The following is a 23,559-nucleotide window of genomic DNA, read 5'->3' as shown; positions in this document are numbered from 1 at the left end:
AAAGGCGTCAGGCGGCGTTCGCGCCTCGGCGCGGCATCATCGCGGATGCGGTCACCATGACCAAGGCCATTGCGGCCACCGCGAGGAAGACCAGATGCACCGCCGAGGACAGCAGTGCCGGAGCCGGATGGTCGGTGTCGCCGACGCGCGAGTTCACGATCGCGCCGAATATCGCGACACCGACCGCACTGCCCAATGACCTGGCGAACATATTCGCCGAGGTGACCACGCCGCGCTCGGACCACTCCGCGGTGGTCTGGGCCGCGATCAGGGTGGGTGTGGCGACCAAGCCCATACCGGTGCCGATCACGAAACACGAAGCTGCGACCTGGATCAGCGTGGAGTTCTCATCGATCAGCAGGGTGGTCGCGGCACCTACCGTGGCCAGGGTGCTGCCGATCAGCGCGGTCGCGCGAAAACCGATGCGCAGGTAGACCTTTCCGGCCTGCGAGGCGGCCAGCGGCCAGCCGAGGGTGAGCGCACCGACGGTGAGACCCGCGATCAGCGCCCCGGTACCGAGCACACCCTGGGTGAAGGTCGGCACATACGAGGTCATGCCGAGCAGGATCGCGCCGACCAGTACCGAAACCAGACTGCTCGCGATGATTACCCGTCGCGTGAAAACCCACAGCGGCAGAATCGGATTCGCCGCCCGGCGCTCCACCAGACCGAACAGCACCAGCACGAGCGCGCTGCCGACGAAGATGCCGATGCCGATCGGCGACGACCAGGCCCAGGCCTGTCCGCCCTCGAGCAATCCGAGAATCAGCGCCCCCGCGCCGACGGTGAGCAGCGCCGCACCGAGATAGTCGACGCGCTGTTCGCGCCGCTGCGCGCTCTCCTCGAAGTTGCGCACCAGCATCCACCCGGCGAGGGCGGACAGCGGGATATTGATGAGGAAGATCCAGCGCCAGCTGACGTATTCGGCGAACAGCCCGCCCAGCAGTGGTCCCACCACCGCCGAGATGGCCCACACACTGGCCAGATAGCCCTGCACTTTGGCGCGTTCGGTCAGGGTGTACAGATCTCCGGCGATGGTCATAGTCATCGGCATGATGGCGCCGGCGCCGATGCCCTGCACCGCGCGGAAAATGATCAGCCCCAACATGCTCGTCGCCACACCGCACAGCAGCGACCCGAGCGCGAAAACCGCAATGCCGAACAGGATTACCGGTTTGCGCCCGACCGTATCGGCAACCTTGCCGTATACCGGAACCGTAACCGCCTGTGTCAGCAGGTAAATCGAGAACAGCCACGGAAATTGCGAGAACCCGCCGAGGCTGTTGGTGATGGTCAGCACCGCGGTCGCGATAATGGTCGAATCCAGCGCGACCAGCCCCGTAGCGAGCATCAGCGAACCGAGGATTGCCCCCCGATCGGATCGCAGACCGACAGACGACTCCACTGCCTCGATTGCCACCGACCGACCCCTCTCCATCGCACCACTAACCACCCCCAAGCAACGCATCCCGCCCACAGCTATTCCCGCCCGGAATCATTCCGCTACCAATCGGCCAGCCGCTACCGCGACCTCCTCGCGATACTGGGCACCACGTCTCGCGGCCGGGCAACTCATGCAAGGGGTGCCCGGTCAGGGGACAGGGTGCCCGGCACCTCTTACGCCTGATTCTCGGTGTGCGGGGGCGGTGGCTAGCTGCAGTTCGGGTCGTCCACGAGGACCGCATTGGCCGGGACGATTTCGGGGTGCTTGTCGTCCGAGGAGATCCAGCGGGTGGTGGCGTATCCGCGCTTGCCCTTGCCTACACATTTGGTCGCCAGGTTGCCGAAACCATCTGGGAAATCGAAGACCTCGGCGGCGGAGTTCTCCCCGTGCTGGCCGCTGACCGGCGCATCGGCTTTGCCGCGCTCTTCGTAGTGCTGGCGGGAACAGCCTGCGACCAACAGCAGCAGGCAGGCGGTGACTGCTAGGTACTTCATGGTTTCGTTTTGCAGGTGTCGTCGGCAACGATATTGATGTTCGACGGTCCGGTGGCGTTCGTGGTGACGTATGCCCGATATCCGTGGCCGACGCACTTGGTGGCGACATTGCCGAAACCGTCCGGCATATTGAACACCTCGGCGGGTGTATTGTCGCCCTGGCCGTCCTTCACCGGGGCGTCTCCTCTGCCCCGCTTGTCGTTGTAGTCGTTCGAGCAACCCGCCAGGGCCACAAGGCAGACCACCGCTAGTACCCGTACCGATGTCTTGACATCGAATCGCATGAAACCCCCTAGAACAAGCGCATCCCGATGATACGGGACCCGCGGTCCGACACGACTCCGCGCGTTCCCCGTATTGCGGTCAGCATAACGAAACTTGCGGTGAAGGACTGGGCAAAGTCCTTGCGGTCAGGATCAATTCGTTCCTCGATGCCAAGGCGGCGCACTCTGGCAGGCGCCGCCGTCCGCACCCTGCAACGCGCACTGCGCATCGCCGCGGTCTGGCTCGGTGACAAACCGGCGCGGCCACGCACCGACCACGGATCGCTGACGATCACTGGTTCCTGGGCATCAATCCTCCAGGGTGGGCCTGAAAAGTCGGGTCGTCTCAGCCGCTTGTCGATAGCCCGTCACAGGTACAGGTAACGGAATGCGGCCGAACCCGTGACGATTCGGCGGTGTGGATGCTGTCAGATAGCGGACGGATTAGACTTCAGGACCATGGCCGCCTTCACCGGCAAGGTCGTACTCATCACCGGCGGTGCGCGTGGCATAGGCGCCGAGGTTGCTCGTCGATTGCGTACGCGCGGCGCGCATCTCGTGCTCATCGATGTCGACTCACTCCCGTTGCGGGAGCTCGCGGCCGAACTCGGCGGCGACGAGTATGTCGTGGCGGTCGCTGCCGATGTGCGTGACTTCGCGGCGATGGAGATCGCGGTCGCGCAGGGGATCGAGAGGTTCGGCGGCATCGACATCGTCGTGGTGAACGCAGGTATCGCCAGCTACGGGTCGGTCCTGGCGGTCGACCCCGCCGCCTTCCGGCGGGTGATCGAGGTCAACCTCGTCGGTTGCTTCCACACCGTTCGCGCCGCTTTGCCATCGGTCATCGAGCGGCGGGGGTACGTGCTGATCGTTTCCTCCGTCGCGGCCTATCTGGCGATGCCGGGGATGGCGGCCTACGACGCCGCCAAGGCCGGGGTCGAGCACTTCGCGAACGCGTTGCGGCTCGAGGTCGCGCACCGCGGTGTCGGTGTCGGGTCCGCGCACATGTCGTGGATCGACACCTCACTCGTGCGCGAAAGTTTCGCCGACCTGCCCGCGGTGGCACGAGCGCTCGCCGAACTGCCGAGGCCGATCCGTAAGACGACTTCGGTGCAGACCTGCGCCGCAAGGTTCGAGCGGGGGATCGAGCGGCGCGCCAGGCGGATCAACGTGCCCGCCTGGGTGGGGGCGCTCCGCTGGCTGCGGCCGCTGCTGCAAACGCCGTTCGCCGAGCGCGCGAACGGCAAGACCATTCCCATATGGCTGCCGGAGATGGATGCCGAGGTGGCCGGGCTCGGTCGTTCGCTCAGCGCCCGGACGCAGGCGCTCAGCGAAGACTAGGGTCTGTTTGCATCAGGGCTGCCAGGTGATCCGACCACCCTGGAAGTCCTGCGCCTTCCCGCCTTCGTAGTCGTATTCATCGCCCGTCGGGAACCCGTAGCGCCCGGATTCCGCGCCGTTGGACACCCACAGATCGCGGATCGCGCCCCAGACGACATGCGCACCGTAACGCGGGGACCAATAGATCGCGCCGCCCGGGAACAGGTTGTAGCGCCCGTTGTCGGCGCGCGCGGCCGCCTCGTCGGTGAGCGGGAACCCGAGCGCGCCGCTCTCCCAGCCGTAGGACCCCCACTTGTCCCGGATCGCGCCGCCGATTTGGTGCGCTGCGGTGCCGAGGGACCAGTAGATGGACCCGCCCTGGAAAACGTTGTAGGTGCCGGATCCCGACGGCGTGGACAGCTGACGGGTGACGGGGTAGCGCAGCACGCCGGTCTCCCAGCCCAGGTCACGCCACTTGTCGCGGATCGGGCCGCCGACCTGGTTGGCGCCGGTATCGGGATGCCAGTAGATCGAGGCATTGCGCTCGAATGTCTGGTACCGGCCGCCGTTGGCGGCATCGAGTTCGGGGCCGGTCGGGTCGCCGAGTACGCCGGGGCCGCCTACCTGGTCGTATTCGACCTCGATGGCTCCGCCGACGTCGAACGGACCGACGGGGCGTGCCGTCGCGATGCCGAGGCCGACGCTCAGCAGCAACACCACTGCGGCGGTGGTCGATGTGATTGCCGCCCGTGTGGGGCTTCCGATGCGAAATTGCGGTGCCAAATTAACTCCTGAGCAGGTCGTAGTCGAATACGAACTTCGGTGAAGCCGCGAACTGTCTCAGGGAGTCGACAGTCCGCTATCGGTGGCGGCGCGATATCCGTTAGCCGAACTAGCTATTCCGTGCCTGGGTGACTGGCTAGCGATAGGGTAAGCCATATGGTCGAGTCGACGAGGATTGTGCTGGCATCCCGGCCGGAGGGCGCACCGACCCCGGCGAATTTCCGCATCGAGACCGCGACACTTCCCGAGCCCGGCGAGGGCGAGGTGCTGCTGCGCACCTTGTATTTGTCTCTCGATCCGTATATGCGTGGGCGGATGAGTGCCGCCGAGTCGTACGCGGCTCCGGTCGAGATCGGCGATGTGATGGTCGGCGGCACCGTCGCCGAGGTGCTCGAATCGCGCGCTCCTTCACTCGCGAAAGGTGATGTGGTGCAAGCCTATTCCGGCTGGCAGACCCATCAGGTCACGTCCGCGGCGGGGCTGCGCAAACTGGATCCGGACAACGCGCCGATATCGACCGCGCTCGGTGTGCTCGGTATGCCGGGGTTCACGGCGTACTCCGGGCTACTGAAGATCGGGCAGCCCGAGGCGGGGGAGACCCTGGTGGTCGCTGCGGCCAGTGGCCCCGTGGGTTCCGCGGTCGGTCAGATCGCACGCATCAAGGGCGTACGAGCGATCGGGATCGCGGGTGGCCCGGAGAAATGCGCCTATGTGCGTGCGGAATTGGGCTTCGATGCCGCAATCGACCATCGCGCGCCGGATTTCGTCGATCAACTGCGCGCCGCGGTGCCCGATGGCGTCGATATCTACTTCGAAAATGTCGGCGGTGCGGTGGCAGACGCGGTCTACCCGTTGCTGAATACCTATGGGCGCGTGCCTGTTTGCGGTCTTATCGCGAATTACAACGCGACCGGCACGCCCCAGGGCCCAGATCGCCTGCCCGGCTTCTACGGTCGCATTCTGACCAAGAGTCTCACGGTGCGCGGATTCATCCAGACCGAATTCGTTCGGGAGATGTACAAGGACTTCCTGCGCGAGATGTCCGGGTGGATCGCCGAGGGTCGGGTCCGCTACCGCGAGGATGTTGTCGAAGGCCTCGAGCATGCACCGGACGCGTTCATCGGCATGCTCGAGGGCCGTAACTTCGGCAAACTCGTGGTGCGGGTCGGGTAGCGGACCCGGATCGGATCAGACCGGCTGCGGCGACAGCGCGATCTTTGCTGACCGCCCCGGTGTTTCGCTCGCGGCGGCGGCATCGGCGGCGGACTCCAGCGGATAGACGGCCTCGACATCGAGGCGCAATGCACCCGTCGCCGCCATCCCCACGAGTTCGCTGATCAGGCGGCGCATCTCCGCACCGCTGGTCTGCTCGGCTCGTTTGGAACCCCAAAAGCCCTTGACCACAGCCTGTTTGAAGATCAGCGGACCCGGATTGATGGACAGCGGTTGACCGGACAGCGCACCGAACGAGATCAGCTCACCGTCTTGCCCGAGTAGCGAAAGCAGCGCATCGGCCGTCCGCCCACCTACCTGGTCCACCGCGCGCACGATCGGCGCGCCCGCCGTCGCCGCGACGGCCTGGTCGAGCCAACCCTCGGACTCGGTATCGAAGACCGGTTCGAAACCCAACTCCCGCAACGCTTTGACGGAGGCCGGGCCGCGAACAAGGTTGAGCACATTGAGTCCGCGTTCCCGCGCAAGCATGTTCACCAGGCGACCGACCGCGCCATTGGCGGCATTGATCGCAATCCAGTCGCCCGGCGAAACCCGCAGATCCTCCAACAGCATCAGGGCGCTGAGCGGCATTGCCAGCAGTTGAGCCGCCGTCTCATCGGAAATGCTGTCGGGCAGCGGAACCACCTGCGTCGCCTTGGCCAGGAAATACTCGGCCCACACCTGGTGGATGCCGGAAACGCTCACGCGCTGACCGAGTTCCAGTCCGGTGACATCCGCTCCCAGTGCATCGATCCGGCCAACGGCCTCGGTGCCCGGAATAGCGGGCAGTGATGGCTTGTAGCCGTAGACCCCGCGAATGGTCGCCAGGTCGTGGTTGTGAATGGGCGCGAGGATCAACTCGATCCGCACCTGTCCGGCACCTGGTTCGGGCGTCGGCTGCTGTGCGGTGGCGAGCACATCCTTCGGTTCGCCGAAGTTTTCGATGACTACGGCACGCATGGTGGATTCCTTTCGTCAGTCGTCGGCGAGGGTGATCTGGACGTCGATATTGCCGCGGGTCGCATTGGAGTACGGGCACACCTGATGCGCCTTGTCGGCGATGGTCTGCGCCTCGGCGGGCGACAGGTGCGGCAGCGAGATCTCGAGGATGACGTTCAGTTCGAAGCCGCCTTCGTCGTTCGGGCCGATGCCGACCTTCGCGCCGACCGCGGAATCATCGACATTCGCACCTTCGCGCTTGCCGACCAGCCGCAGCGCACTATGGAAGCAGGCCGCGTAGCCCGCCGCGAAGAGCTGCTCCGGGTTGGTGCCCACGCCGCTGCCACCCATTTCCTTGGGGGTGTTCAGTGCGACGTCGATCTTACCGTCGGAGGTGCGGGCGTGGCCGTTGCGTCCGTCGCCGGTCGCGAGGGCTTCGGCGGTGTAGAGGGCGGTCATGGCTGACTCTCTTTCGATCGAGGGTAGGACATCAGCGAATCGGCAAGTCGCCGAAGGGTTTCGCGGAGGCCGGTGAATTCATCGGGGGACAGGCCGCTGGCCTCGCCCATTTCCATCGGCAGGCAACGGGCTTCGGACCGCAGTTCGCAGCCGCGCTCGGTGAGTTGGATATCGACGCGCCGTTCGTCGGCCGCGGCTCGGCGCCGTTGAACCAGGCCCGCCGCCTCCAACCGCTTGAGTAGCGGTGACAGCGTTCCGGAGTCGAGCAGCAGTGCCTCGCAGAGGTCGCCGACGCTGCGACCGTCGCGTTCCCACAGTGCCAGCATCACCAGGTACTGCGGGTAGGTCAGCCCGAGGCGTTCGAGCTTCGGGCGATAGACCGAAGTCATCGCCCGCGACGCGGCATACAGCCGGAAGCACAACTGCTCGTCGAGGGTGAGGTGATCGGCCACACCGATTACGATAGTGGGCAATTAAATTGTGCACAACCTAATGTGGCGTGCTTCATGTCACACTCCAGGCGCTCAGCCCGCTACGCTGCCGCCGCCGATGCCGAGATAGACGATCATCATGGTGAACAGGAACCAGCCGCCGCCCTGCCAGATCGGCCAGCTCCGGCCGCGCCGCCATTCGCGATAGGTCTGTACGAAGGCGCCGATGCCGCCGAACATCAGCACCAGGGTCGGTCCGGCCAGGATCGCGGATTTCGCGGCGGTATCACACAGCATTGTCTCCGCGCCCGCACAGGGCCTCCGTTCGGCCGCCCATATCGCGGTGATCACGAAGACGAGCGCGGCCACTGCGAGCACCGCCGCCACATAGATCGCCACCCGGTGAAAGGTCCGGTCATCCGCCGTCCACCGCTTCTCCAGATCATTGACCATGATCGATCACCTCACTGGTGGAGTTGCCGACCGACGCCAACGCAAACGTCGCTCGGTGATCAGGCCTTGCGCCCTACGCCTGCCCAGTACCACGCCGATTCCGGATCGGCTGGAATCGCTTGTGCTCGACCCGATCGGCCGCCGATCAACTCCGGGTGCCAGGTGACGACGGGGACTACCCCGGGCTCGACGATTTTCGTTCCGGCGAACAGGCTTTCGGTGTCGGCCCGGCTGCGTGGATTGAAGGTGATACCGGCGGATTCGGCCGAGGCCACCACCCTCGCCATGGCGCGGGCGTCGAAATCGGCGGTGGGATGGGTGATCGCGAGGTAGCTGCCGGACGGGACCGCTTCGAGCAGGCTATCGATAATGGTGTGCGGATCGTCGCTGTCGCGGAAATACATCATGATCGCGACCAGCATGATGGCGACGGGCCGGTCCAGGTCCAGGGTGGCGGTCAGGGACGGTGCACGCAGAATCGCCGCCGGATCGTGCAGATCCGCGTGTACGAAGGCGGTTTTGCCCTCTCGGGTGCCGGACATGAGCGCCCGCGCGTGTGCCAGGACAATGGGATCGTTGTCCACGTAGACCACGCACGCCCCCGAGGCGATGGCCTGGGCGATTTCGTGGGTATTGCCCGCGGTCGGGATACCGGTCCCGATATCGAGGAACTGGGTGACGCCCGCATCGACGACGTAGCGCACCGCGCGGCCCAGGAAGGTCCGATTGGCGCGGGCCATACTCCGGATTGCCGGAATATGGGTTGCTATCGCATCGCCGAGTGCCCGGTCGGCCGGGTAATTGTCCTTTCCGCCGAGCCAATAATCGTAAACACGAGCTTCATGTGCCACGCTCGTGTCGATTTTGGTCGGCACCCCAACGCCAGCTTCGGACCAGCTATCCGGCATGACGATTCCCTCCTGTGGCGCGTCGGGCCGTCGGGTGCCCGTAACCGCCGAACTGCCCACGGTCGGCAGCCCACTCGGCGAATTTCGTCGCCTCAGGATAGGCGCGGCGAATGCCGCGCAGGCTGGGATTCGGATGGCATTAGGGGATCGATTCCGGTGTGTCGGCTCCGTCGCATGATCTTGATGAGGTTGAATCTACGGAGGTCAACGCGCTGTAGCGGTCCATTGCGAAGTCTCTTATCCCAGTACCGGCATGCGACAAGGAGCATGAAAGTGAGCATGATTCTCGCCGCGTTACACGACACCGTGCTAGCCGAGGTCAGTAATCCGGAACCGGAGGCGCCGCCGATGGCGGACAAACTGATGCAAATGGGCCGGTATTTCACCTGGCTGATTCAGTTGTCCGGTGTCACCGCCATTACCTACGGTGGCGGTCGGTTCGCTTGGGAGAAATGGTCCGGGGGTGGACTGCAGTCGCCGAAGATGATTGCCAGTGCCATGGCCGGTGGCGCGGTCGCGACCAGTGCCGGCACGATCATGAATACCGTGCTCTAGCGACCGCGCAGCATTCATTCGAATCGAGCGCCCGCACGTACAGCTGTGCGGGCGCTCGCTTTAGCCGTCGAATTCGACGGAACCGTTCATCGAACGTCCGGTAACCGTTGCGGTGGTCGCCGGACACTGAGCGAGGGGATTCGACATGTCACCGACCTCGGAACTGGAGCATCGGCTCGCGCTCGATGAAAATCCTTATGGCCCTTTACCATCCGTGCGTGCCGCGCTGCGGGGCGCAATGGTGGCGACGAACCGTTATCCGGAGTACCTGCCGCGCAGGCTGCCCGCGCTGATCGCCGAACGGCTCGGCGTGCCGCCCGAGCAGGTGGTCGTCGGCGAGGGGGCTACCGGGGTTATCCGGTATATCCTGCGGGAGTTCGTCACACCCGATGACGGCGTCGTGATGGCGACGCCGACCTTCGACGGATATCCCGCGCTGACCGGAAACGTAGGTGGTAGGGCGGTGGAGGTTCCGCTCACCGCGGACGGTCGGCAGGATCTCGACGCTATGCGCGATGCGATCGATGCGCGCACGCGGGTGGTTGTGCTGTGCAGTCCACACAATCCGACCGGCACCTGCATCGGACAGGGGGACCTGGCGGATTTCCTCGATCGGATCGATCCTTCGGTCACGGTAGTGCTCGACGAGGCGTACATCGACTTCGTCGCGCGGGCGGATCGGGTGGCCACGGCCGATCTGTTGACGCGGTATCCGAATCTGGTTGTGACGCGAACCTTCTCGAAGGCATACGGGTTGGCGACCCCACGCGTCGGGTATGCGATCGGTGCGGTCCCGATGATTGCGCGAATTCGACGGTGGCAGTTGCCGTTCGGGGTTACCGCACCGGCCGAGACCGGTGTGCGGGCGTGCTATTCCGCCGAGGCGGAATTGGCGGTGCGCACCGCGGCGATCACCCGCGAATGTGGTCGGCTCACCGAGGGGTTGCGCGAGCTGGGCTTCACGGTGCCGACGAGTGCGGCGAATTTCGTGTACCTTACCGCCTGCGGCGCTACCGAAATCGACCGGCTCCGTACGGCTTTCGTGCGATCGGGGATTCGGGCCAAGCATTGCGGATCGGGCATCAGGATAACCGTCGGCAATGCCGCGGCGACCGACGCGGTGCTTGCCGCGTCGTGCTGATCTCCGGTGGCGGGAGTGGTCCGAGGTCACCCGAGTGCACACCGCGGGAGGCGATTCGAACGCTGCGGATCGCTGACGGGCGCCGACGGGCTCCTCCCCGGCGCGATCGCTGAATCAGGTGATGTCGATCAGTAGCGGGCCGGTTTCGGCGATGGCCGCCAAGGTGCCGTCGCGGCCGAAGGCGATATCGTGGACGCGGGCGGGAACCGGGATATGACAGACCCATTCGTCTGATTCCAAGTCCCACAACGAGATACCGACATCGGTGCGAAGGGCCAGTACCGGGACATCACGCCAGCGCCCCAGTCGCGCACCGACGACCTTGCCCGGATAGTCGGCGATCGGCCCGCTGAACGGTACGAAGTCGGCATCGGGGGCCGATGTGGCCGAGGCGCCGTAACACCAGACAGCACCGGCGTGCTCGCGGCTCACCACCAGCGATGGACCAGCGGCGTCGTCGAATACCAGCACGATCGGAAGGCAACAGGCACACGCGTCCAACATGTCGATCAACGATTCGATGTACCCATCGGAACCGTAGAGCTGAATCCGGTTTTCGAATACCTCGGCAACTCGTGGGCGGCCGTGCCCGCGGCCGAGGCGCCAGGGGCCCTCGTGATCCTCGAGTTGCAGGGGACTCCATTGATTGATCACTTGCTCTCCGGTGATCAGGTCGTAGGCAGTCAGGGACGGGTCGTCGTCGCCGTCGGCTCGCATCAGCACCCGTCGGTCATCGATCGTGCCCACGGTGAAGTCGAGCGCGGGGCGGTCCGGTCCGAATCCAGCGGCGATCTCGTTGCCGCGCCCGAACACATGGCTTCGGACTCCGTATGACGAATTCAACAGCGCCGCAGTGCCGCCGACACCGGAAACGAGTTCGATCCGCGGCGTCTCGATCGGATACTCGAACATGATCAGATACTCGCCTTCGGCACCCGTTTCGGGTTCGTAGAGAAATGTGTTGTCGCCCCTGAGCCAGCCCACCCGAGGCGAACCCCACTCCTCGGTCACCAGCAGCCGCGGCGACGTGCCGGGAAGGACGGCGATCGCACCATACGCCACCAGGTACTCGTCGTCGGGATCGGTGGCATGGGAATAGCTCCATCGAATATTCCACTGGCGCATATCCATCTTTACCACGCGCGGCACTGTCGGTGGCTCGACACAGGAGCTGACGTGGCGACCCACTCCCTTCCAACGGGCATCGGCGCCCCTACCGGTCGTCCTTCCCGGGTAGATAATGGCCGCACCTGCTGCGTGTGCGGAGTTCAATGGTTATCCGGGCCCTGCCGCTCGCCACAAGGACATTCGCATGCGGCAGGTCGCGCGTCATGCGAGATCGGACAGCAGCGGCGCGACGAACGCGAAATGATAGTTATTCTTAGGTAGTAGCCGCTCGTAGGTAATCTGTGCGCGCCGACTACCTACATGAATTACCTATTGAACCGGTAGGTGTGTGCCGAGTACCTTGTTGCCCACCGAGATCGGCATCCCTTTTTCGAGTGGTTGACACTGCTCGAAGCCGAGTCCAATGAGGTCGTAATGCAGATTTGTGATATCTGCAATTCAGATCGCGGGCAAATAGCAATTCGGCGCCCCAGGCGAAGTCGACGGGCGCGGGTAGTCCGAGATCGGCCGACGGATCGGTCCGCCAATTTGCGCCGACTTGTGTATCCGCGGTGCAGGCGGCGACGCATTCGTCGAGCATCCGCGCGGCATCGTCGTGCACGCCCTGGCAGCCGCCGGTCGCTGTCCTCCCCACTGAGATCTCGCAGGATCATCGGTAACGGCTGCCGTATCAGCCGGGCCGCGGCCAGCCTGATGTAGAGGGGATGGTTGTGCACGTGCCAGCAGATCGATCCGGCCACTGCGGCATCGTCATCGCCCGCGATGGGGTGACCGGTCAACTCCGCTCGCGCGCGGAACAAGGTCAGCGCTTGTTCGCGCGACAGCGCCGGGACCGGCACCAATTGCTCGTCGACCCAGCCGATCGCCTCCCGGCTGGTGGCCAGCACGGTCAGCCCGGGTACCGCATCCAGCAATCCGGTGATCACCCGGCCGACGCCGTCCAGGACGTGCTCGCAGTTGTCCATCACCAGAATCGTCTGCAGGTTACGGCTGGCGCCATCGGTTCTGGTGAACGTATCGATCAGGGCATCCCAGCTCGATCGGTTCGAGAAGTCGACGTCGATGATCGAGTGTGCGAGTTCGTCCTCGACCGCTGTCGCGTCCGAGCCCGCCGGGAGTCGGGCCAGCCTGACCCAGTGGATCGGCGCCCGGCGAGCCTTGTGATAGCGGTGGGCGGCCTCGGTCGCGAGCCGGGTCTTGCCGATACCGCCCGAGCCGATCAGGGTAATCAACCGCGTCGATGACAGAAACAGCGTTGTGATCTTCTCCAGCTCGCGTTCTCGTCCGACGAAATCGCTGGTCCGCGCTGGAAGCGAAGCACTGACCGGTGGACGTTGCGCGGACACATCGAGCAGGCTAGTCGGTCGGTCGGGCCTGCGGCGATCGTAATCGCTTACTGTCGCCACACTGCCGATGCGCGATATCTACCTATCCGTCGATGATTGCTCCATCAGCGCAGAAAGGTTTGATGGCATGTCGATCCGACCGGTAACGACTCCCCTCGGCGCGCCGATCGGTATTGCCTATATCGCGGCTGACCCGGGGGGTATTCCGGCATTACACAGGCGCGTTCGTGAACTGCGATCCATGGGCCTGCATTTCGCGGCGAAAGCGATCGAAAACGAGATGGCGGAGCTGATCACCGCCGACGGCGAATAGGGATTTCAATGGTGGGCGCGGGTGCAGGACATTTTCGGCGAGGTGCTCTACAACCTGTACGGCTCGACCGACGTCGCGATCGCCTCGGTCGCCCAACCGCACGAATTGCGCAGGGCCCCAGGCGCCGTCGGTCGGCCGCCGGTCACCACCCGCATCGCGCTGTTCGACGACGATGATCGCCGAATCGCGGGGGTGAATGTGAAGGGCCGGGTGTTCGTGCGCTCGGACGCGCCGTTCGAGGGATATACCGACGGGCGCCACAAGCAGATCATCGACGGCTATATGTCCACCGGTGATATGGGCCATTTCGACTCCGACGGACTGCTTTCATCGATGGACGCGACGACGAGATGATCGTCTCCGGCGGCGAGAACGTCTACCCGCTGGAAGTGGAGAATCTGCTCGCCGAACTGCCCGGTGTGGACGACGTCGCCGTGATCGGTGTCGACGATTCCGAGTTCGGCAGACGGCTGCGCGCCATCATTGTTGCTGCCGCCGGAGCCGAACTGGGCGCGCAAATGGTCAAGGACCACATCAAGTCGAACCTGGCCCGCTACAAGGTGCCGCGCGATGTGTTCTTCGTCGACGAACTTCCGCGCAACGCCACCGGCAAGGTGCTGCGCCGCAAACTGGAGGAACTGGACTTCGCATGAGCAGCAACGACAACCACGCCGATGCGCCTGTACCCGCATGGAGTGAGCGGCTCTCAGCGCAGAACCCGTGCGGTGACCCCTTCGGTCCAGGAACGTGTCGCTCGATTGACGAGCGGTCGGACCGGGAACAGCAATGCGGCGAACCAAGGCTCTGCCTCGGCGGGCACGATCACGCTGTGGCGGAAGCGGATGGGGGCGTACCGGATGAGGGTGTCGTCGCTGTCGGTGAGCGGGCACCAGCGAGTCAACGGGCGGCGGTCTCCTTCGCGGCGGGGGTGTGCACGCCGACGGGCTGCGGGTCGGCATAGAGCAGGTCGATATCGGCGGCGTATGTCTCGGTGACGGGCTTGCGTCGCAGCTTCATGGTGAGGGTGAGTTCGACGCCACCGGGTTCCCAGAAGGTCGGTAGCAGGCGGAAGCGTTTGATCTGCTCGACGCGAGACAGGGCCTGGTTCGCGGAATAGATAGCGGTAGCGACCCTTTCGATAATCTCAGGATGTTCGACGAGTGCGTCGACGGTGACCGGTAGTCCGTGCTCGGCGGCGAGATCCGCGGCGGTGTCCGGGTCCAGCGTCACCAGGGCTGTGACAAAGGGGCGGGCGTCGCCCACGGCGACAACGGTGCCGATCAGACCGGGCGTCGCGCGTACCGCGTTCTCGATATTCGCGGGGGATATGTTCTTTCCCGATGCATTGATGATGAGTTCTTTCTTGCGGTCGACGACGCGCAGACAGCCATTGTCGACGTAAGTCATCACATCGCCGGTGGCGAGCCAGCCGTCCGGGTCGATGGCTTCGGCCGTCTTCTCCGGTTCGCCGCGGTACCCCTTCATGACCAGCGGGCCGCGCACGAACAGCTCACCGTCGTCCGCGAGTCGCATCTGCATGCCGGGCACCGGTCGGCCGACCGTGCCGAGTTCGGTTGGTTCGTAAGGGGATACGGTCGCGATGCAGGTGAGTTCGGACATGCCCCAGATTTCGGAAATGGGTATTCCGAGTGCGGCGAAGAAGGCGAGGGTATCGGCGGGGATCGGGGCGGCGCCGGAGATGGCCCACTTCAGTTCGCCGAAGCCGAGTTTCGTGCGCAGCGCCGACAGTACGGTGGCATCGGCCCGCTCGAATTCGGCGGCCAGTTCGGCCGGAACGGGTGCTCCAGTGCGCAGTAGGTCCATGCGCTCGCGTGCGGTGTCGAGGGCCCAGCGTAGGGCGGCGGCGCGCACAGGAGCGGGTTCGTTGGCGACACCGAGTTCTATTGCGGCTTTCAGCTTTTCCCATACGCGTGGTACCGCACCCCAGATGGTCGGGCGGCAGTCCGGCAGCGCCGCCGCGATGAGCGCGGGTTCGGCCACCACCGTCACCTGCGTGCCGAACACTACTTGCAGATACAGCGCGGTCAACCGGTCGGCGATATGGGCCGAGGGCATGAAGGAGGTGATGCGGTCGCCGTATTCGATCGGCAGCACCTGGGCCAGCGCATGGGCCTCGAACAGCAGGTTGGCGTGCGTGGTCTCGACGCCCTTGGGGTTGCCGGTGGTGCCGGAGGTGTAGATGAGGGTGGCGACGTCGTCGGGCTCGGTAGCCTTCCAGGACATCTCGAAATCGAAGTCGCTGGTGCCGAGCGTCTGCAGTTGCTCCAGCGTCACTGTGCCCTCGAGGCTGTGCGTCGGGTCGCCGTCCAGTACGACGACGTGTGCGGGGGCGGCGCCGGAGCGTCGGATGCGGTCGAGATATCGCGCCTCACACACCACCACCGATGCCCCCGCATTGCGCAGCACATGGGCGATCCCTTCGGGCGGCAGGGTGTTGTAGATGGAGAAGGAGGTGGCTCCGGCGTGCAGCGCGCCGACGTCGATCGGGTAGAACTCCACGCGGTTGCCCATCATCAGGGCCACGGTGTCGCCGCGGCCGATGCCGAGCGCGGCGAAACCTGCGGCGATGCGGCGCACCTGCGCGGCGTATTCACCCCAGGTGAGTTCCTGGGTGCCACCCACGGTTCGCACAGCGACAGCGTTGGGATCGGTGCCCGCGGTGTGCTGGAAGGCGGCGCAGAGGGTATCGAAACGGGGAGCGCTCATGACAGATACTTTCTTCAGATCGCCTGTGCGGCAGTAGATTCGAGGGTATCGATGACGAACCGGCCCGACATGCGGTAAACCGTTCGGGATTCGGGCACCAACGCCGCGAGGGTGTGGAAGACGTGCATCTGTCGGGGCCACAATCGCAGATCGCAGCGTGCGCCCGCGGTGCTGAGGCGATCGGCGAATGCGACCGCGTCGGCGGCGAAGAGTTCATCGCTGCTGGCGTGAATAAGGGTGGGCGGCAACGGTGTTCCCGCGCGTGGGCGCAATTGTCGCGGCGCGTCGACGAGGTGTGCGACCGCGGCACGCGCGGTGGCCAGGCCGAACAGGGCGTCATGGCCGTCACCACGGTGCGCGAGGTCCAATGCGAGGTCGGTCATGGGCGAGAACAAGAGCAGCGCCGCCGCGCGGCGCCGCCCGTGATCGGCGCTGCCGACCACGAAATCGGCGGCGAGGTAGCCGCCCGCGGAGTCGCCCGCGGTGACGATCCGGTCCGGGGCGAAACCTCGCTCGCGCAGCAGGTGATAGGCGGCCGAAACATCGGCTGCCGCAGCGGTGTACGGGTTTTCGGGCGCCAGTCGATAGTCGACAGCTAACACCGGCAGGCGGGTTGCGGTCGAAAGCCGTGAGGTGACACCGCGATACGAGCGTGCGGACCCGGCGACGAAACCGCCGCCGTGCACATACAGGATGGCGGCGTCGTCGCGGGTCGCACGTGGACCCCGCACCCACTCGGCGTGCACCGGACCGCTCTCGACGGTCTCGACGACCGTGCCGTTCAGCACCGGCGCGACCGCGCGCATGACCCGATCGATGATCATCCGCGCCGCCGGTAGCGTGTGCTCGTTGACCGGGATAACGGCCGAGACCGGACGCACGGTGTGGCTCGAGATCTGCCAGAGCGCTCGCGCCCGCAGGGACGCGGGTTCAGCGGTCATGACCGCGCCTCGCTGACGCTCGGCTCCGTCATGACCGCCCGGGGCGGCTGCGTTCATCGACCGCTCGCTTCGCTCGCTCGAGACCGCACCCGCGCCTCGACCGCACGCACCAGGTCGTGCACGCGCGGATCGCGCGCGAGGCGGGTGTCGAGCACCACGTTCACCGCACCGCGCAGCAGCGCGTACGGACCCCAGCCGGTCGCGGGCGCGATGGTGCGTGCGGCACGTTGCTCGATGCCGTCGGCTACCGCCCGCGCGGCCTGATCCGCGGTGATCCGTCGGCTCAGCGGCCACGGCAGCAGGTCGTCGAGGGCGCGACCGAGGTCGTCGCCATCGAGGGTGGCGTGGGTCATGGCGGTGTCGACAATGCCGAAATAGGCGACGCCCGCGGTCGCGCCGAATGGTGCGAGCTCCACGCGCAGCGCCCGACCCAGCTGCTCCACGCCCGCCTTGCTGATCATGTACGGCGCACCCGCCATGCCCGGCGCGAAGGCCGCGCACGAGGACACCACGACGACATGGCCGCGGGTGGTGACAAGGTGATCGAGCGCCGGGCGCACGGTGTTGAATACGCCGGTCAGGTTGATATCGATGACGCGGTCGAAGTCCTTGCCGTCGATCGTGCGCAGGGTGGCCGGGCGCGGTACCACACCGGCATTGGCCACCACCACGTTCAGGGAGCCGAAGTGATCGACCGTGTCGGTGATCACCTGGCGCATGGCTTCTCGATCCGCCACATCGGCGGCGAGCGGCAGGGCGCGCGGGCCGAGGGTGGCAGCGTCCGCGGCGACACCCGCGCCGTCGATGTCGACCAGCGCGACCGATGCGCCGCGGGTGTGCAGGATGTTCGCCAGTGCACGCCCGATACCCTGTGCGGCCCCGGTGACCAACGCGACCTTGCCGTCCAGGCCGTAGGGGCGGCCCCCGATCGTCATCTTGTCACCTCATAAGCGTCGGAATCGAAAGTGCGCGTACGACGGCGGTATTCGAAACTCCAGTTCGGATACAGTCCGGCATTGAGCCCGTCGGGCGTGGTGTAGTAGCTCGTGCAACCGCCGGTGAGCCAGACGCTGGTAGCACTACGTCGCGCCATCTCGGCGAGGAAGTCTGCCTGGGCTTCCGGCCGCACCTCGACGCGGCGAGCTCCGTTGCGGCGCACCGATTTCAGCGCATCGACAATGTAGGTGATCTGCGATTCGATCATGAAGATGGCGGACTGGTTTCCGGCCGCGCCGAAGGGGCCCAGCGTGCAGAAGAAGTTGGGGAATCCCGCGACCGCCGCGCCGAGGTAGCTCTGCGGCTGCTTGTGATAGAGCTCCGCGAGCGAGATTCCGTCTCGGCCGATGAGTCGTTCGTATGCGGTGGGAATCGCGGTGAATCCCGTGCCGTGGATCATGGTGTCGACTTCGTATTCGGTGCCGTCGCGCAGCACGATCGAATGCGGCCGCACCTCGGCGATGCCCTGGGTGACGACCTCGACATTGGGCTGGTCGAGCGCGGGCAGATATGCGTCGGAGAAGATGGCGCGCTTGCAGCCGATCACGTAGTCGGGCGTCAAGGTCTTGCGCAACAGCGGGTTTCGTACCTGGCGCAACAGCTGTAGCCGGGCCAGCCCCTCGTAGGGATGCCGGAAGCGCTGGTCCACCAGCGAGATCAGCCCGAACGCCTCGATGGCCGAGTACCACAGGCCGCGTACGGCCCGCTGCGCCAAGGGAATATTGCGCAGGAGATACCTTTCGGCGGGCAGCGTCCTGCGGTCCATACGCGGCACAATCCAGGGCGCGGAGCGTTGGAACAACAGCAATTTGCCGACCCGGGGCTGGATTTCGGGCACGAATTGCACGGCGGATGCTCCGGTGCCGATGACCGCGACGCGCTCGCCGGTGAGATCGTGGTCGTGATCCCAATGCAGTGAGTGAAAGCTCTTGCCCGCGAAGGTGTCCAGACCCGGCAGGTCAGGGAACTTCGCCTCGGCGAAGATGCCCGTCGCCGACACGAGGAAGTCCGCGGTACGCGCACCCTGAGTGGTCGTGATACGCCACAGCGCTGCGGACTCGTCCCAGCGGGCGTCGAGGACCTCCGCGCCGAAGCGAATGGAGCGGATCACATCGTGGTCGAGGGCCACCGAACGGAGGTATTCGAGGATCTCGGTCTGCTTTCCGTAGGTGCGTGACCAGTCCGGATTGGGCGCGAACGAGTAGCTGTACAGCTGTGAGGGGACGTCGCAGGCGCAACCCGGATAGGTGTTGGCGCGCCAGGTTCCGCCCAGATCGGCGGCGCGTTCCAGGATGACGAAATCCTCGAATCCGGCCTCCCGCAGTTTCACCGCTAGTCCGATGCCGCCGAATCCCGCGCCGACTACGGCGATATGGGTGTGTTCCGCGTTCATCCCTGTCGGCTCCTTGCGTGCAGCAGCGCCACCAGTCGGTCGGCCACGGCGTCTACGCGGGCGGTACGCCGGAAGGTGGTCAGTGGCAGCGGCGATGGAAACAGCTGCCTGGTGGTCGCTTTGGCGTAGGTGAATTCCTTGAGCCCGTCGGGTCCGTGTACTCGGCCGAACCCGGAGTCGCCGACTCCGCCGAGCGGCAGTGTCGCAATGGTGGCATGGGTGACGAACGAGTTGATCGAAACGCCACCGGCGCGGAGGCGATCCGCGATGGCGCGGCCATTGTGCCGCGAGAACACCGTGCCGCCCAAGCCGTAGGCGCTCGCGTTCACCTTCTCGACCGCTTCATCCATATCGCGCACGAGCGTGACCGTCAGTGTCGGGCCGAAGGTCTCCTCGGTGCTCGCCGCGGCATCGTCCGGTACCTCGGCCAGGATCGTCGGCTGCACGAATTGTCCTGGCACAGTGTCGATGCCGCCGAGCAGGAGGCGGGCACCGCGCGCGATCGCCTCCTCCAGTTGACCTCGGATGACCTCGAGCTGCCTGGGCATGGTGATCGGGCCGATCTTGGACTCGGGCCGACCGGCATCGATGGTGCTCGCGAGCGCCACCAGTTTCGTGACGAAGGCGTCGTACACCTCGGCGTGCACGTAGACGCGTTCCACAGCCAGGCAGGTCTGGCCCGCATTGGACATCCCGCCCCACACCGCGGCCTCGGCGGCCGCGTCGAGATCGGCGTCGGCATCGACGATGAGCGCGTCCTTGCCGCCGCACTCCATCAGCACCGGGGTCAGATTCTCGGCACAGGCCGCCATGACCTTCTTGCCGGTGGCGGTGGAACCGGTGAAACCGATCTTGCCGACCTTGCTGCGGCACAGCGCATTTCCGGTCTCACCCAGACCGGTGACCACCTGCAGCACCGGTCGCTCGGCAGTGGTGCGGGCGAAGGCAGCGGCAAGCCAGACACCCACACCGGGGGTGTATTCGCTCGGCTTGAACACTACCGCGTTCCCGGCGGCCAATGCGAACGAGATCGAGCCGAGCGGTGTGAAAACCGGGTAGTTCCATGGGCCGATCACCCCGACCAAACCGAAGGGCCGGTACTCGACCTCGGCGGCATGGTTGATGGTGAGCAGGCTCGACCGCACGCCGCGGCGACCGAGCACGCGTTCGGCGTTGTGCGCGGCCCAGCGCAGATGTTCAAGGGCCATGGCGATCTCGAGTTTCGCATCGGAGACCGGCTTGCCCATCTCCTCGTGGATGATCCGGGCCAATTCGTCGCGGCCCTGGGCGATTTCGGCGCGCCAGGCGTCGAGTCGTCGTGCGCGCTCGGTGAATCCGAGTGCAGACCACCAGATTCCCGCCTCGTGCGCGATCGCGACCGCCTGGTCGACCTCGGCCTGCCGGTGGATGGGGTAGTGGCCGACCGTCGTGCCGGTGGCCGGATCGCGCACCTCGAAGGTTGTCACCGCGTCGAGGAGTTGGGGTTTCGTCGATGTAGTCATCAGTCGGTCTCCGGTCGTTCAGAGGTCGAGTACGAGTTCTTCGCCGACGGCGCGCGATACGCACGCCAACATGTGATCGGCGCGTTCGGATTCGATGAGCAGGCGGTCGCGGTGATCGACGGATCCGGCGGCGACGCCGACCTTGCAGGTGCCGCAGAACCCCTGCTGACAGGAGTAGGCAATGTCCGGGAGCCGACGGCGCAGCGCGGTCAGTGCGGTCTCGTCCGCGGCGACGTGTACGGTGCCGCCGGTGCGGGCGAGGCTGATATCGAATGCGCGGCCGTCGACGACCGGTAGCGCCGAGAAGCGCTCGGTGTGCAACGACCCGGTCGGATTCAGCTCGAACATGTGCCGCTGCGCTGCCGCCAGCATGGGCGGCGGTCCGCAGACATACACGGCCGCACCGGGTTCGGCACGAGCGATGAGTTCGGCGATATCGGGCACCCCGAATTCGTCGTCGGGGCGGACATCCGCGCCGGGTAACTCGTGCAGGAACGGCATGGTGTCGCGGGAACGGCCGACGTACACCAGTTGGCCACGCGAGCCGGCGGCGCGCACCATGGGCAGGATCGGTGTGATGCCGATGCCACCGGCCAGGAACAGATACGACGGGGCATCGATGAAGGTGAATGCGTTGCGGGGGCCGCGAATTCGCAGCCCGCCGCCGGTGCGCAGTGTCTCGTGCACCTCTCGGGAGCCCCCGCCGCCGTCCGGGATGAGTCGCACCGCGATCCGGTAGCGGAACCGATCCGACGGATCCCCGCACAACGAATACTGTCGCTGCCGTCCGGACGGCAGAAACACGTCCACGTGCGAGCCCGGCCGCCACCTCGGCAGCGGACCACCCCGTGTCGCGCGCAGCGTCAGACCGACCACATCATCGGTCTCGCGTGCCACACTCTCGATGCGCATATCCAGCTCGAATCCGGTGCGCCGCACCGGCTTCGGCCGCGACAGCAGTGATGCGGCGCCGCCGGTCACGAAGACGCGCTTGTAGGCGTCCATGATTCCGCCGAGCAGCCGCAGACCCATCTGCGTGTCATCGGTCGGCTCACCCATCAGTGACCCGCCGCCCGTGCGGCGGGCGAGTGCCCGAGATACCGCAGTGCCTTGTCCATCGGCCCGAGCTGCGAAGGATGGAAACCCGGCCGCAGATAGCGCGGGATCTCGGTCAGGAACACGGTCCAACTGGGGATCACGCCGCGGCGGGTGGCGCTGGCGAACTGCAGCAACCAGAATCGGCCTTTGTCGGCTTCGGGGTCCTTTCGGTACATATACGCCGTCGACACGATGAACAGCGGCAGTAGGGTCAGACTTGCCAGGATCGCGGTCCGTGCTCTGCGGGCGTAACTGCCGTCGACGTACATGTAGGCGTCGTAGACCACGCTGCGGTGCTCGACTTCCTCCGCGCCGTGCCAGCGCACCAGATCCAGCATGGCCGGATGCATGCCCTTCTCCGCGAGAATGTCGGCGTTGAGCAGCCATTCGCCGAGTACAGCGGTGTAGTGCTCCATCCCGGCGAACAGGCCGAGGCGTTCCTTGAGCCACTGCTCCTTCGCCCGTCCGGTCAGTCCGTGATCACCCAGAATGCGGTCGACCAGCCACGCCACCTTGCGGACATAGGAGTTCACGTCCAGTCCGATGGATTGCAGATGCCGGCGTGCTGCCTCATGGCTGTAGGCGTGCATGGTCTCCTGTCCGACGAACCCGATGACCTCCTCCCGGAGTCGTTCGTCGTGGATATGCGGCAGGGCCTCGGACAATGCCTGCGCCATGGCCCGCTCACCCTCGGGCAGCACCAGATGCATGACATTGACGATGTGGGTGGCCAGCACCTCGTCGGGGATGTAGTGCATGGGCACGGAGTCGAACTCGAAATGGACATCGCGCGCATTGATCGCATGCGCGTCGTCGCCGTAGGTGCGCTTCGTCGCGCCAGCCGTGTCAGCCATACTGTGACCGTACAGCGCCACAAATTCCATTGCAATGTGGCAGCAACAAATCGTCCAAAAATGTTGCGAAGCGTGCCGCCCGCAAGCACGGCCACACTATTCGGAGGGCATGGTCGCCGGGACGATCGTCGGCACCGTCGAGGTCGCGGTCGCTAGCCGGGTGTGCGCCACATTTCGCTGGGATTGTTGCACGGCGCGTGCTGTCTGCTAGCGTCGATTGCGTGAAGACGGCGTCGAAAGCACCCCTGAGCCGCGACGATGCGGCCGATCTCGAGGCGCGGATCCTCGACGCCGCCTTGGTTCAATTCGCGAAAGTCGGCGTCAAGAAGACGACGATCGAGGACGTCGCCCGGCAGGCCGGGGTGGATCGTGTCACGGTCTACCGGCGGGTGGGCTCGCGCGATGATCTCGTGCAGGCGGTGATCAGTCGCGAGGTCGCGACCCTGTTGGCCGAACTCGCCGCAATGCCCGAACGTCACGACAGCATCGACGATCTCGTCGCCGACATATTCGTCACGGTCGTCACCCGCTGGCGCACCCATCCGATGGTCGAGCGGATGCTTGCGATAGAACCCGAGCGGGTGATCATGAAGCTCACGGTAGACGGTGCCACGACCTTCACCATGTGCGTCACCGCGACCACCACCACGCTCGAACGCGCGGTAGAGCGCGGATTACTCGCCGACTCCGACGACCTGGTGACCCGTGCCGAAATCGTCTGCCGCGTAGTCCATTCACTCATCCTCGCCCCGCACGGCACGGCCCAGCTGCGGTCCTACGACGAGCTCGCCGAATTCGCGCGCAGGTATCTGGTGCCGCTTATCGCCAATGCTCGCGGCTAGCGCACACGTTTGGT

The 23,559-nt window shown here is 65.5% G+C and carries 25 protein-coding genes and 1 pseudogene; 7 read left to right on the top strand and 19 right to left on the bottom strand.

The window, feature by feature from the left end; genetic code table 11:
• Nucleotides 1-7: 7 nt before the first annotated feature.
• The 3 genes from AB0L58_RS06950 to AB0L58_RS06940 all read right to left on the bottom strand — a co-directional run bounded on the left by AB0L58_RS06950 (nucleotide 8) and on the right by AB0L58_RS06940 (nucleotide 2,222).
• Nucleotides 8-1,420 (bottom strand): MDR family MFS transporter, encoded by a 1,413-nt coding sequence (locus AB0L58_RS06950; protein ID WP_364382368.1) that lies wholly within the window; start codon nucleotides 1,418-1,420, stop codon nucleotides 8-10.
• Between the two features lie 230 nt (nucleotides 1,421-1,650).
• Nucleotides 1,651-1,938 carry a hypothetical protein gene (locus AB0L58_RS06945; RefSeq protein ID WP_364382366.1) on the bottom strand — a complete coding sequence of 96 codons (288 nt, stop codon included), beginning with the start codon at nucleotides 1,936-1,938 and terminating at the stop codon, nucleotides 1,651-1,653.
• The gene (locus AB0L58_RS06940; protein WP_364382363.1) at nucleotides 1,935-2,222 is read right to left on the bottom strand and encodes a hypothetical protein; all 288 of its coding nucleotides are present in this window, start codon (nucleotides 2,220-2,222) and stop codon (nucleotides 1,935-1,937) included. Before AB0L58_RS06940 ends, AB0L58_RS06945 begins: the two co-directional genes overlap by 4 nt.
• Before the next feature lie 438 nt (nucleotides 2,223-2,660).
• On the opposite strand from AB0L58_RS06940, the gene AB0L58_RS06935 reads away from it, so the two are divergent.
• Nucleotides 2,661-3,542, top strand: coding sequence for an SDR family oxidoreductase (locus AB0L58_RS06935; protein ID WP_364382360.1), 882 nt, complete (start codon nucleotides 2,661-2,663; stop codon nucleotides 3,540-3,542).
• A 12-nt stretch (nucleotides 3,543-3,554) separates the two neighbouring features.
• On the opposite strand, the gene AB0L58_RS06930 is transcribed toward AB0L58_RS06935, so the two are convergent.
• Nucleotides 3,555-4,304, bottom strand: coding sequence for a hypothetical protein (locus AB0L58_RS06930; protein ID WP_364382357.1), 750 nt, complete (start codon nucleotides 4,302-4,304; stop codon nucleotides 3,555-3,557).
• A gap of 156 nt (nucleotides 4,305-4,460) precedes the next feature.
• On the opposite strand from AB0L58_RS06930, the gene AB0L58_RS06925 reads away from it, so the two are divergent.
• Complete coding sequence (locus AB0L58_RS06925; protein WP_364382354.1) at nucleotides 4,461-5,477, top strand: NADP-dependent oxidoreductase; 1,017 nt, start codon at nucleotides 4,461-4,463, stop codon at nucleotides 5,475-5,477.
• 15 nt (nucleotides 5,478-5,492) lie between these two features.
• Here the strand turns inward: AB0L58_RS06925 and AB0L58_RS06920 are convergent, their stop codons facing one another.
• From AB0L58_RS06920 to AB0L58_RS06900, 5 genes are all read right to left on the bottom strand, one after another.
• A complete protein-coding gene (locus AB0L58_RS06920) occupies nucleotides 5,493-6,479 on the bottom strand; it encodes a zinc-binding dehydrogenase (protein WP_364382351.1) in 987 nt (328 codons plus the stop codon).
• Between the two features lie 15 nt (nucleotides 6,480-6,494).
• On the bottom strand, nucleotides 6,495-6,917 hold the full coding sequence (locus AB0L58_RS06915; protein ID WP_364382348.1) for an organic hydroperoxide resistance protein: 423 nt from the start codon (nucleotides 6,915-6,917) through the stop codon (nucleotides 6,495-6,497).
• Entirely contained in the window at nucleotides 6,914-7,369 is a 456-nt protein-coding gene (locus AB0L58_RS06910; protein WP_364382345.1) for a MarR family winged helix-turn-helix transcriptional regulator, read from the bottom strand. Before AB0L58_RS06910 ends, AB0L58_RS06915 begins: the two co-directional genes overlap by 4 nt.
• Before the next feature lie 72 nt (nucleotides 7,370-7,441).
• Complete coding sequence (locus AB0L58_RS06905; RefSeq protein ID WP_364382342.1) at nucleotides 7,442-7,801, bottom strand: hypothetical protein; 360 nt, start codon at nucleotides 7,799-7,801, stop codon at nucleotides 7,442-7,444.
• A gap of 59 nt (nucleotides 7,802-7,860) precedes the next feature.
• On the bottom strand, nucleotides 7,861-8,709 hold the full coding sequence (locus tag AB0L58_RS06900; protein ID WP_364382339.1) for an SAM-dependent methyltransferase: 849 nt from the start codon (nucleotides 8,707-8,709) through the stop codon (nucleotides 7,861-7,863).
• Between the two features lie 279 nt (nucleotides 8,710-8,988).
• On the opposite strand from AB0L58_RS06900, the gene AB0L58_RS06895 reads away from it, so the two are divergent.
• Nucleotides 8,989-9,264: a hypothetical protein gene (locus AB0L58_RS06895; RefSeq protein WP_327101563.1), complete on the top strand. Its 276-nt coding sequence runs from the start codon at nucleotides 8,989-8,991 to the stop codon at nucleotides 9,262-9,264.
• Nucleotides 9,265-9,409: 145 nt separating this feature from the next.
• Nucleotides 9,410-10,405: an aminotransferase class I/II-fold pyridoxal phosphate-dependent enzyme gene (locus AB0L58_RS06890; protein WP_364382336.1), complete on the top strand. Its 996-nt coding sequence runs from the start codon at nucleotides 9,410-9,412 to the stop codon at nucleotides 10,403-10,405.
• A gap of 114 nt (nucleotides 10,406-10,519) precedes the next feature.
• On the opposite strand, the gene AB0L58_RS06885 is transcribed toward AB0L58_RS06890, so the two are convergent.
• Together AB0L58_RS06885 and AB0L58_RS06880 are read right to left on the bottom strand one after the other, a co-directional pair.
• On the bottom strand, nucleotides 10,520-11,545 hold the full coding sequence (locus tag AB0L58_RS06885) for a hypothetical protein (RefSeq protein WP_364382333.1): 1,026 nt from the start codon (nucleotides 11,543-11,545) through the stop codon (nucleotides 10,520-10,522).
• Nucleotides 11,546-11,838: 293 nt separating this feature from the next.
• The gene (locus AB0L58_RS06880) at nucleotides 11,839-12,879 is read right to left on the bottom strand and encodes an AAA family ATPase (RefSeq protein WP_364382330.1); all 1,041 of its coding nucleotides are present in this window, start codon (nucleotides 12,877-12,879) and stop codon (nucleotides 11,839-11,841) included.
• Nucleotides 12,880-12,946: 67 nt separating this feature from the next.
• Here AB0L58_RS06880 and AB0L58_RS06875 point away from each other — a divergent pair, with 67 nt between their 5' ends.
• The gene (locus tag AB0L58_RS06875; RefSeq protein WP_364382327.1) at nucleotides 12,947-13,192 is read left to right on the top strand and encodes a hypothetical protein; all 246 of its coding nucleotides are present in this window, start codon (nucleotides 12,947-12,949) and stop codon (nucleotides 13,190-13,192) included.
• 21 nt (nucleotides 13,193-13,213) lie between these two features.
• Nucleotides 13,214-13,845 (top strand): annotated as a pseudogene (locus AB0L58_RS06870) (AMP-binding protein); the annotation flags it as partial.
• 53 nt (nucleotides 13,846-13,898) lie between these two features.
• Here AB0L58_RS06870 and AB0L58_RS06865 read toward each other — a convergent pair.
• From AB0L58_RS06865 to AB0L58_RS06830, 8 genes are read right to left on the bottom strand one after another with little or no spacing between them, the layout of a single operon-like run.
• Nucleotides 13,899-14,093: a hypothetical protein gene (locus AB0L58_RS06865; RefSeq protein WP_364382324.1), complete on the bottom strand. Its 195-nt coding sequence runs from the start codon at nucleotides 14,091-14,093 to the stop codon at nucleotides 13,899-13,901.
• On the bottom strand, nucleotides 14,090-15,919 hold the full coding sequence (fadD11, locus tag AB0L58_RS06860; RefSeq protein ID WP_364382321.1) for a fatty acid--CoA ligase FadD11: 1,830 nt from the start codon (nucleotides 15,917-15,919) through the stop codon (nucleotides 14,090-14,092). Before fadD11 ends, AB0L58_RS06865 begins: the two co-directional genes overlap by 4 nt.
• A gap of 14 nt (nucleotides 15,920-15,933) precedes the next feature.
• Nucleotides 15,934-16,860: an alpha/beta hydrolase gene (locus tag AB0L58_RS06855; protein WP_364382318.1), complete on the bottom strand. Its 927-nt coding sequence runs from the start codon at nucleotides 16,858-16,860 to the stop codon at nucleotides 15,934-15,936.
• A gap of 53 nt (nucleotides 16,861-16,913) precedes the next feature.
• A complete protein-coding gene (locus AB0L58_RS06850; protein ID WP_364382315.1) occupies nucleotides 16,914-17,795 on the bottom strand; it encodes a short-chain dehydrogenase/reductase in 882 nt (293 codons plus the stop codon).
• The gene (locus tag AB0L58_RS06845; RefSeq protein WP_364382312.1) at nucleotides 17,792-19,249 is read right to left on the bottom strand and encodes an NAD(P)/FAD-dependent oxidoreductase; all 1,458 of its coding nucleotides are present in this window, start codon (nucleotides 19,247-19,249) and stop codon (nucleotides 17,792-17,794) included. The genes AB0L58_RS06850 and AB0L58_RS06845 overlap by 4 nt, the downstream gene beginning before the upstream one ends.
• Nucleotides 19,246-20,751 carry an aldehyde dehydrogenase family protein gene (locus AB0L58_RS06840; RefSeq protein WP_364382309.1) on the bottom strand — a complete coding sequence of 502 codons (1,506 nt, stop codon included), beginning with the start codon at nucleotides 20,749-20,751 and terminating at the stop codon, nucleotides 19,246-19,248. The genes AB0L58_RS06845 and AB0L58_RS06840 overlap by 4 nt, the downstream gene beginning before the upstream one ends.
• 18 nt (nucleotides 20,752-20,769) lie before the next feature.
• Nucleotides 20,770-21,810: a PDR/VanB family oxidoreductase gene (locus AB0L58_RS06835; RefSeq protein ID WP_364382306.1), complete on the bottom strand. Its 1,041-nt coding sequence runs from the start codon at nucleotides 21,808-21,810 to the stop codon at nucleotides 20,770-20,772.
• Complete coding sequence (locus AB0L58_RS06830) at nucleotides 21,810-22,703, bottom strand: metal-dependent hydrolase (RefSeq protein WP_364382303.1); 894 nt, start codon at nucleotides 22,701-22,703, stop codon at nucleotides 21,810-21,812. The genes AB0L58_RS06835 and AB0L58_RS06830 overlap by 1 nt, the downstream gene beginning before the upstream one ends.
• Before the next feature lie 221 nt (nucleotides 22,704-22,924).
• Between AB0L58_RS06830 and AB0L58_RS06825 the strand changes: the two genes are divergently transcribed.
• Nucleotides 22,925-23,545 (top strand): helix-turn-helix domain-containing protein, encoded by a 621-nt coding sequence (locus AB0L58_RS06825; RefSeq protein WP_364382300.1) that lies wholly within the window; start codon nucleotides 22,925-22,927, stop codon nucleotides 23,543-23,545.
• Nucleotides 23,546-23,559: the final 14 nt, after the last annotated feature.

It is taken from the genome of Nocardia sp. NPDC052112 (genome assembly GCF_040680135.1).
GTDB lineage: Bacteria > Actinomycetota > Actinomycetes > Mycobacteriales > Mycobacteriaceae > Nocardia.
The sequence above is the reverse complement of the archived record's forward strand: the minus strand, read 5'-3'. Positions and strand labels throughout refer to the sequence as shown.

Coding starts and splice junctions, on each gene's coding strand:
- AB0L58_RS06895 (WP_327101563.1), top strand. CDS start 8,989: ATGATTCTCGCCGCGTTACACGACACCGTGCTAGCCGAGGTCAGTAAT.
- AB0L58_RS06845 (WP_364382312.1), bottom strand. CDS start 19,249: ATGAACGCGGAACACACCCATATCGCCGTAGTCGGCGCGGGATTCGGC.
- AB0L58_RS06890 (WP_364382336.1), top strand. CDS start 9,410: ATGTCACCGACCTCGGAACTGGAGCATCGGCTCGCGCTCGATGAAAAT.
- AB0L58_RS06905 (WP_364382342.1), bottom strand. CDS start 7,801: ATGGTCAATGATCTGGAGAAGCGGTGGACGGCGGATGACCGGACCTTT.
- AB0L58_RS06835 (WP_364382306.1), bottom strand. CDS start 21,810: ATGGGTGAGCCGACCGATGACACGCAGATGGGTCTGCGGCTGCTCGGC.
- AB0L58_RS06830 (WP_364382303.1), bottom strand. CDS start 22,703: ATGGCTGACACGGCTGGCGCGACGAAGCGCACCTACGGCGACGACGCG.
- AB0L58_RS06940 (WP_364382363.1), bottom strand. CDS start 2,222: ATGCGATTCGATGTCAAGACATCGGTACGGGTACTAGCGGTGGTCTGC.
- AB0L58_RS06915 (WP_364382348.1), bottom strand. CDS start 6,917: ATGACCGCCCTCTACACCGCCGAAGCCCTCGCGACCGGCGACGGACGC.
- AB0L58_RS06945 (WP_364382366.1), bottom strand. CDS start 1,938: ATGAAGTACCTAGCAGTCACCGCCTGCCTGCTGCTGTTGGTCGCAGGC.
- AB0L58_RS06875 (WP_364382327.1), top strand. CDS start 12,947: ATGCGCGATATCTACCTATCCGTCGATGATTGCTCCATCAGCGCAGAA.
- AB0L58_RS06855 (WP_364382318.1), bottom strand. CDS start 16,860: ATGACCGCTGAACCCGCGTCCCTGCGGGCGCGAGCGCTCTGGCAGATC.
- AB0L58_RS06900 (WP_364382339.1), bottom strand. CDS start 8,709: ATGCCGGATAGCTGGTCCGAAGCTGGCGTTGGGGTGCCGACCAAAATC.
- AB0L58_RS06925 (WP_364382354.1), top strand. CDS start 4,461: ATGGTCGAGTCGACGAGGATTGTGCTGGCATCCCGGCCGGAGGGCGCA.
- AB0L58_RS06920 (WP_364382351.1), bottom strand. CDS start 6,479: ATGCGTGCCGTAGTCATCGAAAACTTCGGCGAACCGAAGGATGTGCTC.
- AB0L58_RS06935 (WP_364382360.1), top strand. CDS start 2,661: ATGGCCGCCTTCACCGGCAAGGTCGTACTCATCACCGGCGGTGCGCGT.
- fadD11 (WP_364382321.1), bottom strand. CDS start 15,919: ATGAGCGCTCCCCGTTTCGATACCCTCTGCGCCGCCTTCCAGCACACC.
- AB0L58_RS06850 (WP_364382315.1), bottom strand. CDS start 17,795: ATGACGATCGGGGGCCGCCCCTACGGCCTGGACGGCAAGGTCGCGTTG.
- AB0L58_RS06840 (WP_364382309.1), bottom strand. CDS start 20,751: ATGACTACATCGACGAAACCCCAACTCCTCGACGCGGTGACAACCTTC.